We start from the raw sequence: 15,902 nt of genomic DNA, 5'->3' as shown, positions 1-15,902 counted from the left end.
AAGGCGGGCGTATGTTTAAAAAACTTCTTTCAACCACTTTCCTTCTGATGCTGACTCCACTAGTTTCCCCAGCCCAGGTTTCCATGTGGGGAACCGGCATGTATGGCGGAATGCAAAACTGCTCCACCGAAATGAAAGCTGGCAATGGCGCCACCAGCACGGATGACACCACCAAAGAAATCCAAGCCGAAATTCAGGAAGCTCAACAGCAACTGAAATCCAAAAAATCCGAGAAGAAAAAAATAGACCGCACTTTGACCCGCACCAAACAGAATGTCGAAAAATCAATTGCCAGCGACTATGCTGATTTCATCTTTGAACACATGGAAAACTCTCGCCGCTGCGAAGAGTATCGCGGTATGCAATCCGAAAATCAGGAGTTCATCGCTGAAGGCCAAGAAGGTGAAAGCTCCGTTCCCAACGCCAATATGATCTCGGTTCATGGTTTCACGGTCACCGAATGGAAGCAGTACTGTGATCAGGGAAAAAGCGGCTCAGTTAGCGGTTCTGTTTGCACCAATGTAAAATTCAAAGAAGCAGACGGTGGTCGTCAGGATGCCACAACCTGCAAAAAGGGCCTGACCGACTATCGCAAACAGTACTCCCAATCCGAAAAAATACAGAGGGAAATTGAAGGACTTGAAGACACTATCGCCCGCGCCAAAGAAGATCTGAAAGACGCCAAACAAGACGCTTTGGAGGCCCGTCGAGACGGGCTGGCTCAGACCGAAGGTGACATCTGTATCGAGTGTATGCAGCAAGGCAGTGGCAGCAATTCGCAACGCCCCCAAACTGACTGGGCCAATGTGATTGCCAATGTCGGAACCGGACTCTTCGCCTCTTATATGGGTTACAAGCAAAATCAAATGGTTGCCGAATACAATTCCAATGCAGGCTGGCCGACGCAATCATATCCGGCCCTTTCTTATGGCTATCCTTACTTGATGGCAGGTCTTTACGGCGCTGTCAGCGGCGGAACAGGACAAGGCACATTCGGTTGCGGCAGCACCATGGGCGGCACAGGCAACATGAATGGACCGATGGGTATGATGGGTGCTTATGGCATGGGCGGAATGTACGGCTCTGCGGGCGGCGCCTTTGGTTATCCGTCAGGCATGATGGGCAACAACATGGGAGGCGGTATGTTTATGGGTGGCATGTCTCCGTGGGGGATGAACGGCATGTACGGCGGAATGCAAGGCTATGGTAGTTATGGTGGCATGGGTAATATGATGGGATATGGAAATATGATGGGCTACGGCTCGATGATGGGGAACAACATGATGAGCGGGATGGTCGGCGGCCTTACCGGCTATGGCGGTATGATGGGGAACTATGGTTCTATGATGGGTTATGGCGGCCTAATGAGTGGCATGACCGGCATGATGGGCATGGGCGGTATGATGGGGTATGATTCTTCGTCGTTGGCTTTACAGCAGCAGATGATGCAGATACAGTTGCAATACCAGCAGCAGTATCAACAACAGATGGTGCAAAAATATCAGACCGTGTCTTCACTGCAGCAAGAGCTCTACAGCCTGATGGCTCGCATTCAACAGGTTCAGTACGGCGGAACCACCAGCTATATCGGCGGAACGCTGGGAACCGGAACTTCCATTTACACCGGAAGCTACGGCTCAACCCTCGTCCCGACTCCGATTACCAACTCCACAACGACAATCACACCGACAGTGATTCCATCCAGTCGCTAGCACAGCTACCAGGCACCCAGGCGTAGCAGGCGGGTGCCTTGCTTATAAGAATCCTCTGCAAATCTCAGCACACCGTCTGAGCTCTGCTGCGACGTCAAAAAGACCATATAAACCGGCATAGCCTGCTTCAACTGCACACGAGTGTCGTTGTCCAGAACCTCGCCAGGTTTGGCCATGTATCTTTCAATAGTCGAACGATCCCAGGCCGTTCCCCGCATCAGGTATTCAGCGAGGTCCACAGGTTTTTCAACTCTTACGCATCCGGAGCTAAGAAGTCTGTGGGGTTCCACAAAAAGTTCTCTTTGATTGGTGTCATGCAAATAAATCGCATAAGAATTTGTCATCATGAACTTCAAAGATCCCAAGGCATTCATTCGGTGCGGTCTTTGACGAATGTAGATATTGGCATCCTGGCTTGGGTCCATGTTGTACCAGTCAATGCTGGCTGGATCGAGCTGCTGGGTGAAGGATTTATTCCAGACTTCATAATTGCGACTTTCAAAATACTGGCGGATTTCCCACGGCCACAGATTTTTGATCTCCTCCACCTTATCTTCCCGGAAGATCGTCGGTGGCACCACCCAGAAAGGATTAATCACCAAATAGACGATCTTGTCTTTCATTGTCGGTGATTTTCTTTCAGGACGTCCGTTGATCGTGCGGAAGCTCATGGTATAAAGACTGCCCCCGGTTTTATCCACCAGACTGAAATAGGACATCGCCAGATTTACGAAGACATAGCGATCTTCAAAATATTGCGGGAACCAGCGCAGCTTTTCCATATCCAGACGAATTTGGCGCATGCGATCCTGACAGGAAACATTTAGATACTTCCAAGTCTTGCCACCGGGAGAAATCTTGCTGTCCGGTTTAAAGCGCAAGTTCCACTGGATATCGTTCACGGCCAGCACCACCTTGTCATCGAATGAATCATCCAGGCTGTTCATCGGATAACCCAACTGGGCCATGCGGGTTTTCAGTGGGATCAAAATCGGATCTTTACTTCCCAGCTTCATTGTCTTTTTCACCTTAGGAAGCGCCGTCCATTCCCCCGCCTGACAAGCGCGATCCATCTTTCGCAAACTGTCCCGCAATGCCAGATATTGCGGCGACTGAGGTGACATAGATTCCAAGACTTCCCAAGGACGATAGTTTGCGGCGATCAGTTTAGCCTCCAGCTCCTGGACGGTGGGGAAAACCTTGCGAGTCAGTTTGACATCCACTCCCACCAGCGCCGGGTCCACCACTCCTGAAGAAACATCCCGAAGCAGACGCAGGTAATTCAAATTGGCCTGGGATTTCAGGCCTGAGCTGGCAGGATCCTGAAGGTAAGCAGCCTCCATGGAATCACTCCAGTAGCTCTTTACATTCACACCGTGGTCTCCGGATCGAATCATCGCCTCGCGCAGATCCAACAAGGATATTCTATCTACAACGGTCAAGTACTCCTTTTGAGTCTGTGCATTTGCAAACAGGGACAGGCTCAGAACAACCCAGAAAGCCATGAGACGTATCAACTCCATAACCCCTCCTCATGTTCTTCCTTATCTAAATTTTGGCCATAAACGGTCTGCAATGTTAGAGTCAGACTGGGCCTCTGCCCGGAATATTTCCAAAACTAAACCCAATGTCTGCAATTGGACACTTTTCTGGCTTCGTGTTTGCTCCTTACCAAATGTGACAGGAATCTTGCTGCCGCAAGAGATCTAATGCGAACTGGTCGCACAAAAGATCTACACCTGTTGAACTTTTTTGGGAGGTCTCAAAATGAGATGGTCAAAAACAATGCTGACTTTGGGTATGATTGCATCCTGCGCAACTCTGAGCGCCTGTAAGAAGGAAAAGATCGACGGCGCCAGCATTCATACAGCTCGCACCAAGCCAGCTGCTGAAGAAGGCACGACTTCTCAGAAACAAATTGATGATGCCAACAAAACTGGTGGCACGTCATCAACCTCTGACACTTCCAATCTGAATGTCGCCCAACGTTGCTATCAGGACTTGTGCGCCGCTAATACCGAGTTGTCTTTGCCAAAGCTGTTGGCAGATGCGGAAAAATCCAGCGACGCTTTGAAAAAATATTATGATGAGAACCTAGCCCCCCGAGTTCTGGAGACTGTCAACGCCCGGGTTCAGCAGTCAAATGCCACTTTGTCATTTATCTCTGGGAAAGAAGCCGAATTCGACAAAGTGGAAATTGCGGACGACCAGGCCCGTTTGATTAAAGCCATCTATGTGATGGTTCACCCGGATGCCGGTGAAACCCAAAAAACCATTATTGGTCTGTTGGCAAATGAAGCCTTTATCAAGGCCGCCTCCTTACGACAGGTCAGAGGAGCTTCCGCTTATTTCACCTCCATCTATGCAGGAAAAAGCCTGACCGAGGCCACAAAGCTTGAAATCAGCAAGATCCTGGAGCTGGAAGAAAAGGTCAACAAAGCCGCCAAAGGCCGCATTCTGAATATGAAAACCGGCACCTTGCAAAGATTCCTCAATGGTGAAGTCGTCGAAATGGACGAACTTGAAGGTTTGGCAGATAACAGCTTTGCTCTGCGTATGATTGATGCCGTCATGGACGAGAAAAGCAATATCACCCAACAAATCAATCTGGGCCTGGAAGAAATGAAGCAGATCTACACCAAAGCAAACTTGCAGGAACAACTGAAGGATCTTGAATCTGAAAAAGCACAAATGCTTGGTATCTGTGAAAAAGAAATGACGAAGGCCATGAACCTGTACCCGCAAGAAAGCGAAGTAACCGCCTTCAAAGCAACGACCGAACAGGTTCGCAAGCAGGTTCTGTCGCTTTTGAGTGCTCAGGATCCGACTTATAGTGTTGTGCAAAAGGCTGTGGTTTATAGTCCTATGACCAACGATAAGGCCGTGAAGTTCTGGGCGCAGAGCCTGAAGGATATGGCTGCAGATTCCAAAGATGCCGTCAACGACCTGAAAAATCTGGATACGGCGGGGACCTTCACCCTGGCCACCATTCTTTCCATGACCAGCACTAAGAAACCAACCAACTGTTTCCATCTGGTGGATCTGAATATTTCAGATGCCACCCACACGATCGACACGGGAATCAAAGCAAGCTGGTTGTCTGTGAAAAAGCCTTCCTATGGAGTGGCAATTCTGGCTCATGAGTTCGGCCATCTGGTTTCAAAGTTCAGTCAAAGCTACTACTCGCAAAAATCCTGTCTGGCTGGCAAGCAAGGCAACACCAAATTTATGGAAGAAGACTTTGCTGACGTGATCGCCGGCAAGGTTCTGGCTAATATGCAAAACAGCGTAAACGGAAAATCCAACTATGGCTGTATGTTTGCATCTTTGGAGGAGGCTCCAAGCTTGCAAGCTGGCACCACGGCATCGGACGTACACTCGTCAGGCCTGTTCCGCGCCCTGCAACTGGCACAACTGAGCAAAACCGCGATTCCTGAAAGCTGCAAACAGGCGGTACAAGAGCAGACACCAAAAGCTTTGGATAAATGCGAATAGGACTATAGATGCCGAAAATAAAAAACCCACACCTTTGAAAGTGTGGGTTTTTATTTTTATAGCGCAAGTGCGCCACCAAAAGTAAGGCCGTACCTTAGCGTTGGTTGGCTGGAGTCCATTTCAGACCCTCTTTGCCAGCCCATTTGCCACGAGGACGGTAGATACGGTTATTTGCGTACTGCTCGAAAGCATGAGCGCACCAGCCGGAAATACGAGATGCCGCGAAGATTGGTGTGAACAAATCAGTCGCGATACCCATAGAGAAGTAAACCGTTGCAGAGTAGAAGTCCACGTTCGGCATCAAACCTTTTTCGTTGAACATTGTATCGTCAATCAAAGTCGACATTTCGTACATGTGGTGGATACCAGCTTCTTTAGTCAACTTGTCAGACATGCCACGCAAGATACGAGCACGAGGGTCGCCGTTTTTGTAAACGCGGTGACCGATACCCATAACTTTTTCTTTCGCCGCCAAAGCATCCTTAACGAACTGCTGAGCTTTTTCCATATTGCCGATTTTTTGCAGCATCAGGATAACCTGTTCGTTCGCACCACCGTGCAAAGGACCTTTCAACGCGCCAATCGCAGAAACGATTGCAGAGTGAAGATCAGACAAAGAAGAAGCCGTTACGCGAGTCGCGAATGCAGAGCAGTTCAACTCATGGTCAGCGTGAAGGATCAGGCAAGTGTCCATCACTTTTACGTGTTCAGCTTTAGGCTCTTTACCACCGCCCAACATGTACATCATGTTCCAAGCGATGGATTTGTCTGTTTTTGGAGTTACAGGCTCTTGACCTTTGCGGATTGCATCGAATGCACAAAGAAGAGTTCCCATTTTTGCAGTCAAACGAACAGACTTGCGCAAGTTTGCATCAGCGCCGTTGTCGTTAGCATCCGCATCCCAGTGAGCCATCAAAGAAACAGCTGTACGCAACCAACCCATTGGGTGAACGTTCGTCGGGATTGCTTTCAAAACTTTGATGAAATCAGGGCTCAAAGCCATTTCATTATGAAGTTGAGTGGAGAAAGCCGCCAGCTCTTGAGCGTTTGGAAGTTTGTCGTTCCAAAGAAGATAAGTTACTTCCTCAAAAGTGGAGTTCGCAGCTAGATCATCGATCGTGTAACCACGGAAATTAAGAGAATCACCGACGATAAAAGATACTTTCGTCGTACATGCAACAACGCCTTCCAAACCCTTGTCCAAGGCGCCTTCATAAATATTTACTTCAGCCATCGCAGTTTCCTTTCTGACTTATCAAATACTTCTTTTTTTTAAACATTGTAGACTTATCAAGAGTTTTGACAAGTTGTCACGGAGTTCCCGCCCCAAAGTCGCATAAACAACGCGACTGAAAACGTAGTAAAAATCAGGTTCTAGCGGGAGGCTAGTTTGATCACACGGTCTTTAACCTCGGTGACGATCAAGGTCTGATCTCGAACCGGGTCGGACTTGCCAGAGTACTTTTCGTTGGCATAAAGAATCTCATTACGCAGTTCGTGAACCCCTTGCTTTGGGGCCCGAGAAATCGCCTCGGAAATCCCATGTCCACCCCAGTTCACACCCAGAGAGTTCTGCGACATCTTCAGCCCTTCGGTCGCCAGAATCAGACGATCCCGTGGATTCAACTGGATCACCCGGCTTTGAGGCTCCGTGTTAAATTCTTTGCTTAAGCTCGGGCCTGTCGGAAGCAGCTCTGCCAAGCCGTCCTGACCGTACACCTGCATGAAACCGTCGATATTACCGATGGAACAATACTGCATCTCAAAACTGCGGCGATCTACAATGCCATAAAAGACACTGGCCTTATCCTCATTCTGGATACTAGGAACCACTTCCTTGGCCAGAAGCGCCACAACCTTGTGTGCCTCCAACCCACGACGAGCTTCGATCTGAGAAGAGATTTTGATGATCATGGACAGCAAGAGCGACGACAGAGAATAGCCACTGGCACTGGAAATCAAAATTCCAAACTTCAACTTGTCTTCGTGCTCGAAAATATCGAAGTAGTCACCACCCGAACGGGTGCCCGGCAAAAACTTGGTACTGAACTCAAACCCCTGAACATTGGGAAGCTCTGTCGGAGACAAAAACTTTTGCAGACTTTGCGCCAGCTTCAGCTCCTGACTGACCTGAACAATCATCTTCTCCAACGCGCCGTTGGCTTTGCCCAGCTCCAGACGATAGCGGTGAAGCTCGGCTTCTTTGACCGCCAGTTCGTGTTCAAGTTCTGAAATTCGCTCTTTAAGTTCGTCTTGTTCTTTTGCCATGACGGCTTATCTTAAATTCTTTTTTACGGCCAGTCGTGGAGGAACATATTCAACTGTTCTTCTTCGGCCTTTAGTCGAGCCTGAATCGGTGCCGGGACTTGCCCCTCTTTCAAGGTTCCTAATCCTTGCAGGTGATAGCGGATCTCGCTGTGTCTTTTGTGGACTTTTTCACGTGCCCAAACCATCATCGGCGCTGACAACAATCCCCAGGCCTTCCAGTGAGAACCAAAATATTTTGAATCCTGCATTTCATCTACCGGGGCCTGCCCGCCGAAATGCCCCCAGATCATCTGAGCCACCCACTGCAGAGCCAAAATCAATGCAAACAGCAGCACAAACTGCAAACTTTTTTCCTGGAAAGATGCCAGCCCGGAAGTGAATCCCAATTCCAGGAAAGTTCTGACTTCACCTGCCAGCAAAAGACCGACAATGACACCAATCACGGACACCCCCGCAAACTGCGAAGCCATACGACGGCATTGTTGATTCAAAGACCGGCTTTGCCACCAGAAAAAGATCAGGCGCCCAACACGCTCCCCGGCCACCAAGCCCAAGGCTCCGTTGAAAGCGATGGTGTTGGTCAAAAGCAAGCTCAACGCCAAAGCCAACGACCAGAATTCAATCTGCACCACAAGACTTAGTACCGCCGCCAGCATAAAGAATGCCACCACAGTCGGGAAACGACCATCTGCCAGGAAGAAAGCAAGTTCACTTTGTCCCAAGATCGTTTGAATCACGCTGGAATTGCGAAGCATGCTTTCGCCCCCAACAAGGAACAACCCGACAGCCCCCACGAACAACAAGACATCGCGAGTTTTGACACCGATAAAAACAGTCAGGCACAACAGTCCGGCAATCCCCAGAAGAAAGTAGCCGTTAAAACTCATGAACAACGAGCCCAGAATCAAGATCCACCAGACACCCAAAGTACTTAAACACATCACCAAAGCGCTCGGACGCGCAGGCAGAACACGCAAGTTCAAAAGAGCCAATCCCGAGAACAGGGATTTTTGCGGTGAAACCTCTAACACGACAATACTCAAAGCACGCGCAAACATCGCGCTCAAGCCGGTCTCAAGTCCCTTGTCCAGAAAACTTTTCTGCACGCCGGAAAGCAGCTTTGCCAAAAGCTGCTGGGAATAAACCATCCCGGCCAACATCAGGACAAAACTACCCAACCACATAAGTATCATAGCGAACCACCTTTCCTTCATAGGAATGACGAACTCCCGGCAGCAGTTCTTCCGCCTGCATTGGGCGCTTCACCACCACTCTTTGCACTGGCCAAGTCAGGGCCTCTTGCAAAACCAAGGCAGCGTCTTCGTCATGTCCGACCAGATCCCTGAACACAACCATCTCCTGCTTGGGAAGCGCGGACTTTTTCTTGTGCGGATACATCGGATCAAAATAAATAGAATCAATTTCAAGCAAGCCTTTGTTCTTTTTCAAGAATTCCAGCGCATCACTAAAATGCAAATGGTAGGACTTCAAATACTCTTTCTTCGTGCGTGCGAAAGCTTCCGACAAAAGAGCATAAAGAACCGGAGAACGCTCAACCCCAGTCACCGCAAAACCAAGTTGCGTCAGGAACACACTGTCGATTCCCATCCCTACGGACAGATCCAAAATACGGCGAGCCCCTTTGCCAACACCCAAGGCTTTGGCAATCAGTTCGTTCTTGCCGCGATGACCTTTGCGCTCGTAATCCAGATGATTTTTATCGAAATCGATTTCAAGCAGGCGCTTTTCCAGATCGCGCACAAACACGCGATCACCTTCGACGAAGAAATGAAAAAAGTAATTTTCAGGACTTTCCGGATTGAGCGGCGCTTGCAGGAAGGCCGCCCACACCTTAGCTTTTTCAAGGCCAGCTTGGTCGGCCCTGACGCATATACGAGGACCGCCTAGCGGAACAGATACCATAGACACTCAAAAACCCACATGCCGATGGCCAACAGGAATAAATAGAAACCAGAACGGAAAACAGCCTTCATATCGCTGCCGATGGGACTGGAAATATTTTTTAGCTTCTTGATAAAGCCCGCTGATGCAAATACCAAAACTGCCGTCAGATACAAGCCCCAATAGAATCCGGCATACAACAGGTGATAAACCAGATTGAAGATCACAAACAGAATCCACCACGCGGCGATCAACCTGCGGGCATTGTCAAAACCCAGCCAATTCACTGTATTGGTAAAGCCCGCCTGACTGCTGGGGAAGATATTCATGAAGTTACGCAAATGAACCATGAACAGAATCAACCAGCCCCAAACACATCCCAACCAGAAGCTTTCGATATCCGCGGGAACCCCCATGGACATCTGAAAGCCCACCGTCAACAACGGTCCCAGCATCACAAACAGTGCCAGCTCCCCGCCGATACGGTACTTAAAAGAGTTCTGTTTTTTAAACTGAGCCCACAAACCAATTCCCAGACTGCCACCAATAATTCCGGCCAGCTCGGGGAATGCAAAGATCAGCGGAATCGCACACAAAATTGCCAGCACCAAAAAGACGGTGGAAAGGCTTTTCACCTGCGCCGCCGTCACCCAGCCGCTTTGAATAGCACGGCTGCCACTGCGTTCAAGGACGCGATCCACGCCCTTCATGTGGTCCATATAATCATTGCGCAGATTGATCGCGATGAACGCCAGCAAAACACCCACTGTGGCAATCGCTGTTGTCACAGGATCTTGCATGGTGTGATCATCCACGTTTTTGGTCATGATCAAAAACAGCGGCAGGAAAATAAGAAGAAAGCTGCGAACTTTGTAAATCTGCGCAATCGCCATCCACAAAGATGGTTTGGGAATTTCATTCAGGGACAACACCTTGAACGTCACCGTTTCAGAAGCTGAATTCACATTCAGCGTCTGCTGCGGCAACGCTCTTTGAGTCTTTGAAAACGTCCCCAGCAAATAAGATTCGAACTCGGGATTCTTTTTGGAAAGCGTGATCAATTCGCTCACTAAGGTTTCCTTCTCCAGTACAGAATCTCTGTCAACGGACGAAGCTGATCGATCAGTTTTTCCTCACCGGGCTTCAGGAAGGTTTTCAAACGCTCCAAATGGTGATCGTACATTTTGATCAGGCCCTTGTTGATTTCGTCGAACTCAAGAAGCTTTTGATCAAAGCGGGCTTTGCCGCCCACATTGGCATAGAACTGTTCCAGATTTTTGCTTTTTACGATGTGATCAATTTCGTGGCGAGTGGCCCCTTGGCACATAAACGCCCCGAAAGAGTTCAGATAGCCGGATTTCAAATCACCCAGGATCGCTTTGCCTTCATCATTGCGGATGTCGTAATCCAGAAGGTCATCACTGCGCTGGAACAACTGACCCAACAACGTTCCCATCTCGGAAAGAATGTTGTGCAGTTCTTCGTCGTATCTTTCCTGCGCGATGAACGGCGCACGGATACACCACTTAAACAAGCTGGCAGTTTTCAGGTTGTGGATGCGATCCAACTGTTCGATAGTCACAAAGAAATCACCGACAACAGAATCCTGCAACCACTCGCCTTCCAGCAGATCGGAAATCACTTCGGCGGTGTATTGAACCAGCTTGATGTTTCCATGACCGGAAAGATTCACCATCACTCGCGCCAACAAATAATCCCCGGCAAGAACCGCGTATTCAGGAGTGTACTTCATCCACGCCGCCGTTTTACCGCGACGAAGATGAGAGCGGTCGATCAAATCATCATGCAACAACGAAGCATTGTGGATGAATTCGATCGTCTGAGACAGAAGCAGCTCAGTCTTAGGTTCGATACCCAAGTGAGCCGACATCATACGAATTAGTTTTGCACGAAAGCCTTTCCCGCCAGAAAAGAGATCATCGTAAAGCTTGTTCAGCTTCGGCAAATAGGCCGGGAAATCCTTTGAATCATAGACTTTCAGATCAATGACGCTGCGTTGCAATTTTAACTCCTCAAGAGGGCGACTAATCCCGCTAACTTCGCGATTTATCTGCTTGCTGTCAAGGGATCAAAGGCCGTAAAGTCCGAGACATTATGAATAAAGTCTTTCACACAAAGAAGACCATCACCTTCAGGGAAGCTGATCCTGCGGGGATCATGTTTTTCGGAAATATTTTCGGTCTTGCCCACGACGCTTTTGAGCAGTTTATCATCGAAGCGGGCTACACCTGGAATGAATGGTTTGGCAGTCGCGAGCTGATTATTCCCTTGCGCCATACGGAAGCCAACTACCTGGCTCCCTTTGTTCCCGGCGAAACCTATGACATTCAAGTTTGTGTGGCGAGCTTTGGTGAAACTTCCTTTAAAATGAAATACGTCTTTAGCCGCAACGACAAAACCAACGCTGTGGTGACCATGGTTCACGCCGTGCTCGACGGAAAAACCAAACAAAAGACAGCTTTGCCAACTTTGATGAAATCTCGCTTGGAGCCCTATTTGGAATCCACCGGACAGGGTTGCTAGAGGAGCGTGATGGAAGAATTTAAATTTACCGGAAAAGAATGGTGGCGCGAAGGGGTTCGCTTTGAGTGTACAGGTTCAGGCAAGTGCTGCACCTCGCATGGCGAATACGGTTTCGTTTATCTTAGCCTGGAAGATCGCCAGCGCTTCGCCAAACATTTAAAAATGCGCACCGGTGACTTCACTCGCAAATACTGTGAAATGACCGGAGGCATCTGGCACCTTAAGGAAGATCCGAAAAATCCGGATTGCATGTTCCTGAAAGGAAAAGGTTGCAGCGTCTATGAAGCTCGCCCTGCCCAGTGCCGTACCTGGCCGTTCTGGCCTGAGGTGATGAATGCCAAATCGTGGGCCAAGGATGTGAAGGCCTTCTGCCCTGGAGTCGGTCGCGGACCCGTGATCCCTGCCGAAAAAATCGAGCAGCAAATCCGCGAACAAATTGAAAGCGAAAAAGGATGGGGCAAATAAGCCCCCCTTTTTTGCCGTTTTTTGTCTCTTTGAACAATCTCTTGTCAGGGGGCACTGTCCACCCCTTTGACAATGCTGAATTACCTTCCTTCTCCACCAGATTCCGCACTTGCAATCCTCTGACAGAAGAAAAATGTGGTACAAGAGTGCCATATGAAAAAACTAATCTTCCCCCTACTGGCAGCAAGCCTTCTTTCCGTTCAAGCCTTTGCGGGTAATCCCAAGGATCGCTCTTACAAGTTTTGCGATGACATCACTCGCGTAGACAAACTTCTGGATCGCAGCCGTGAGTCTGTGGATCGTATCAAGCGCGAAGGTCTGAATGTGGATCGCATCGTGGTTTCCAAAGACCGCCGCCAGCTTTATCTGGTTTCCGGCGAAACTTTGTTAAGAACTTACACAGTGGCTTTTGGATGGGATTTTATTGGTCACAAGCAGTTTGAAGGTGATGGCAGAACCCCGGAAGGGATTTACACCATCGACTATAAGAACGCGCAAAGCCAGTTCACCAAATCTTTGCACGTGGACTATCCAAACAAAGACGATATCGCCTATGCAAAATCCAAGGGTCGTTCCCCAGGTGGCGACATTATGATCCACGGCTTGCCTTCAAATCCGGCTAAATACGAACGCATCAGCAAAATCCATCCGCTGGATTGGACATTGGGATGCGTGGCTGTAACCAATGCAGAGATTGAAGAGATCTTTGCCCTGACCAAAGAAAGAACTTTGGTTGAGATTTGCAAGATCAGCCCGGCGAAATAACCGCTGACCTCCAATTAAGGTCGGCGCAACAGATACTTTCTTTCCACACCCTGAAGGCAGGACAACTTGCCTTCATCGGTGAAAACCTTGTCACAGATTTTGACTTCATCCGCGACAATAAACTTATTGCGCAACAACCCCAGACACTGAATCTTTTCGTCATCAGAAAAACGATCCGCACAGAATCCCACTGAATCGACCGTAAATAGTTCGGCCGCACTCATTTCATTAAGACAGCGACGTTTGTCTTCATCTGCAAAAAACGACTGACACAAACGAGATGCCGCCCGCATTCCCGGTGTCGGATCCACCTTCAGGCGCGTGCGATAGGGAAAAGGTCTTTGAATATCAGCCAGACAACGGGCTTTTTCATCATCAAAGGTCAAGGACTCGCAGACTTGCACTTCTTCAACACGGATGTCGCTGTTTTGAATAGACTGCAAACATCGAACACGATCCTCATCAAAACTTTGCTGCATACAAATCGGCAGAGCTTCTTTGGTAAACCAGTTGGCGGAACTTTCAGCGCGAATGCACGCCGGGATCACGGACTCGTCTTCAATATGAGTGCAAAACTGCAATGCCGCCATCAGGCCCGGCACCGGATCTGGAATTGGAATGGCATGCGCAGACACAGAACCCATCATCAGAACGAAGAACAACAAGTGTTTCATATTAAGACCCCTCGCTTTCACTATTCCGCCGAATATGAGCAGACTCAAGACATGCTCGGTCAAAATGATGCAAAGACCTTACAATCCACCATTCACGGTGTCGAATCTCAGTTTGACGCTTTAGGGGTCCTAAGAGCCTGTCGAAAAGAAATGCATGAAGTACGTAACTGGCAAGAAACTCACTGCTTTTCTGTTTACATGCCTTTTTGTGGTCGGATGTAAAGATCCCGAGTTGGAGATGTCTCCACTGGGTAAAAAACTTCCGGCACCCACTTTAAAGGGCACCAACCCATTTCAGCAGGACTTCGACAGTCAAAACTATGCGCGCGTTCAAGGAAGCTGTGATACACGCGTCAGTACAGTGTTTGTCAGCTTTGACAAAAGTGTCTGGCATCAAGCTCCGACCAGTCCGGATCTGACTGGCACATCCCTGTCGGCAGGCCAAACCAACGACATTGATTGTTCCGATGGCAGCTTTGATATCTATCTGACGAAAAATGATCTGCTTCACTTATGGGGCATTAATAGCGGCTCTGACGATGTCAACGCCATCTATATCAAAGGCCTTTCAGCGATCGGCGACACAGAAACACTCACCTTGCTGGATATGAACTCTCCGGGCAACGGCGGTGGAACCGGTGGCAGTGCTATAGCCACAACAATCAATCTGGATAAGAACTGGCCTCGCGGTTATGCTGGCACCAGCCAATGCGGATCATTTCACATTTACCTGAACAACGCCTCTGGTTACCGCGCCACTCACACCAGCACTGTTACGTTTAGGATCAAACAGAGTATCGCTGGTGGTACTCCGTCAACGATCATTGGCTATCCGAGCTGGGAGAACTGCAGCAACGGCACCAATGCCACAGATGTCTTTCAGGTTCCAGCAGGCTCGGATTACACTGAAGTCGTCTATCGCTTCCCCGACTCTCCCATTGATGGCTTGCTGACGTTCACTTTGGCGTATCCTTCTGCTTTGACGGCCAACCCCGTTCCGATCAATGTGACTTTGCGCAGCTCTGATGCCTCCTCCACGTATCGCTGGCTTTCCATGGACCAGACGGCAACACAAATATACAAGAACATCTGCTACCCTTTCCAATTGCGCTCACAGATGTACAACAACAGCCAGGCCTACGACCAATTCGGCGGCACAATCAACATCACAGCGACAGATTCCCGTTTGAAGTTTTATACCAACGAATCGTGTACGACCCGAGCTACTGAATACACATTTGCCAACTATGACCCCGTGCTAAAAGGCTTTATGAAGTTTGTTCCGAGTGCGGGCGACACCGAGAGCTTCGTGAACATCAAAGTGACAGCGGCCGCGGCCACTGGGAACACCTACACCTATGACAGCTCCTCTGCTGAGTTCCGGGCGGACCTCAGCGACAAAAACTCGGTCTCTAAATTAGAATTCTGGGGTCCCCGTGATATCGCCAACGGCGATTGTCATCGCTATCAAGTGGTCACGATGAACTCCAACGGCACGGCGCTGCCCCTCACGACAGATTTAAACGTCAGCTTAGGCACTTCTCAGCCAAATCTGGGGCAATTCTTCGCGGATGATGCCTGTCAGACAGCGACGTCTTCTACTACTATTAGCAAAAATAAAAGCGGCGGGTTCGTCTATTTCCGTCCAGCCACCACGACCCCGGGAAGCTACAAATTCAATATCAGCGCTCAAGGCCTGACAAGCGCTTCACCATCGGTGGTGATTCAATCCCTCATAAGACAATTTAAAATTGCTCCGATGGATCTGGCGGCGGGAGGCTGCAAAGCGATCTCTGTGGGTATTATTGACGGTGCGGGGATTTACAAAACGGCCCCCATTGAAATCGCCACCACTCTGCAGGTTCATCTGAATCCCGGAGGCTATGCGACGATTTATGCAGATGCAAACTGCTCAACGATGCTCGGCTCCTCGCAAGCTCCTATGACCATTCCTCAGGGCTCAACAACCGGAGCAGTTTATATCAAGACTGCTGGATTGGCCGGAGCTTCCTTTACCATCCTGGTTAACAGTATCACCGGACTCTTCGGTGACGACAGGACCGGCGTCTTCCAGTAG

General features: G+C 49.2%; 14 protein-coding genes. 6 read left to right on the top strand and 8 right to left on the bottom strand.

What is annotated here, in order from left to right:
- The first annotated feature begins 11 nt into the window (after window positions 1-11).
- On the top strand, window positions 12-1,712 hold the full coding sequence (locus ACES2G_RS02505) for a hypothetical protein (protein WP_374001234.1): 1,701 nt from the start codon (window positions 12-14) through the stop codon (window positions 1,710-1,712).
- A 5-nt stretch (window positions 1,713-1,717) separates the two neighbouring features.
- Here the strand turns inward: ACES2G_RS02505 and ACES2G_RS02500 are convergent, their stop codons facing one another.
- Complete coding sequence (locus ACES2G_RS02500; protein WP_374001232.1) at window positions 1,718-3,235, bottom strand: murein L,D-transpeptidase; 1,518 nt, start codon at window positions 3,233-3,235, stop codon at window positions 1,718-1,720.
- 244 nt (window positions 3,236-3,479) lie between these two features.
- Between ACES2G_RS02500 and ACES2G_RS02495 the strand changes: the two genes are divergently transcribed.
- Complete coding sequence (locus ACES2G_RS02495; RefSeq protein ID WP_374001231.1) at window positions 3,480-5,207, top strand: hypothetical protein; 1,728 nt, start codon at window positions 3,480-3,482, stop codon at window positions 5,205-5,207.
- 94 nt (window positions 5,208-5,301) lie between these two features.
- Here ACES2G_RS02495 and ACES2G_RS02490 read toward each other — a convergent pair whose 3' ends face one another.
- The 6 genes from ACES2G_RS02490 to ACES2G_RS02465 all read right to left on the bottom strand — a co-directional run bounded on the left by ACES2G_RS02490 (window position 5,302) and on the right by ACES2G_RS02465 (window position 11,400).
- Window positions 5,302-6,441 (bottom strand): citrate synthase, encoded by a 1,140-nt coding sequence (locus ACES2G_RS02490; RefSeq protein ID WP_374001230.1) that lies wholly within the window; start codon window positions 6,439-6,441, stop codon window positions 5,302-5,304.
- Window positions 6,442-6,581: 140 nt separating this feature from the next.
- Entirely contained in the window at window positions 6,582-7,475 is an 894-nt protein-coding gene (locus ACES2G_RS02485) for a SpoIIE family protein phosphatase (RefSeq protein WP_347356147.1), read from the bottom strand.
- A 23-nt stretch (window positions 7,476-7,498) separates the two neighbouring features.
- Window positions 7,499-8,668, bottom strand: coding sequence for a hypothetical protein (locus ACES2G_RS02480; protein WP_347356145.1), 1,170 nt, complete (start codon window positions 8,666-8,668; stop codon window positions 7,499-7,501).
- Window positions 8,646-9,398: a class I SAM-dependent methyltransferase gene (locus tag ACES2G_RS02475; RefSeq protein WP_347356238.1), complete on the bottom strand. Its 753-nt coding sequence runs from the start codon at window positions 9,396-9,398 to the stop codon at window positions 8,646-8,648. The genes ACES2G_RS02480 and ACES2G_RS02475 overlap by 23 nt, the downstream gene beginning before the upstream one ends.
- Entirely contained in the window at window positions 9,380-10,447 is a 1,068-nt protein-coding gene (locus tag ACES2G_RS02470; RefSeq protein WP_347356143.1) for a prenyltransferase, read from the bottom strand. The genes ACES2G_RS02475 and ACES2G_RS02470 overlap by 19 nt, the downstream gene beginning before the upstream one ends.
- A complete protein-coding gene (locus tag ACES2G_RS02465; RefSeq protein WP_347356141.1) occupies window positions 10,447-11,400 on the bottom strand; it encodes a polyprenyl synthetase family protein in 954 nt (317 codons plus the stop codon). Before ACES2G_RS02465 ends, ACES2G_RS02470 begins: the two co-directional genes overlap by 1 nt.
- Window positions 11,401-11,492: 92 nt before the next feature.
- On the opposite strand from ACES2G_RS02465, the gene ACES2G_RS02460 reads away from it, so the two are divergent.
- The 3 genes from ACES2G_RS02460 to ACES2G_RS02450 all read left to right on the top strand — a co-directional run bounded on the left by ACES2G_RS02460 (window position 11,493) and on the right by ACES2G_RS02450 (window position 13,151).
- Window positions 11,493-11,921: an acyl-CoA thioesterase gene (locus tag ACES2G_RS02460; protein ID WP_347356140.1), complete on the top strand. Its 429-nt coding sequence runs from the start codon at window positions 11,493-11,495 to the stop codon at window positions 11,919-11,921.
- A 9-nt stretch (window positions 11,922-11,930) separates the two neighbouring features.
- Window positions 11,931-12,386: a YkgJ family cysteine cluster protein gene (locus ACES2G_RS02455; protein ID WP_347356139.1), complete on the top strand. Its 456-nt coding sequence runs from the start codon at window positions 11,931-11,933 to the stop codon at window positions 12,384-12,386.
- A gap of 153 nt (window positions 12,387-12,539) precedes the next feature.
- Entirely contained in the window at window positions 12,540-13,151 is a 612-nt protein-coding gene (locus ACES2G_RS02450) for a L,D-transpeptidase family protein (protein WP_347356137.1), read from the top strand.
- Between the two features lie 14 nt (window positions 13,152-13,165).
- Here the strand turns inward: ACES2G_RS02450 and ACES2G_RS02445 are convergent, their stop codons facing one another.
- Entirely contained in the window at window positions 13,166-13,825 is a 660-nt protein-coding gene (locus ACES2G_RS02445; protein ID WP_347356135.1) for a hypothetical protein, read from the bottom strand.
- A gap of 154 nt (window positions 13,826-13,979) precedes the next feature.
- Between ACES2G_RS02445 and ACES2G_RS02440 the strand changes: the two genes are divergently transcribed.
- Window positions 13,980-15,902, top strand: coding sequence for a hypothetical protein (locus ACES2G_RS02440; protein WP_374001226.1), 1,923 nt, complete (start codon window positions 13,980-13,982; stop codon window positions 15,900-15,902).

Origin of the sequence: Bdellovibrio bacteriovorus, assembly GCF_041888015.1 — a bacterium.
In the GTDB taxonomy this organism is placed as follows: domain Bacteria; phylum Bdellovibrionota; class Bdellovibrionia; order Bdellovibrionales; family Bdellovibrionaceae; genus Bdellovibrio.
This window is presented reverse-complemented; position numbering and strand designations above follow the sequence as displayed.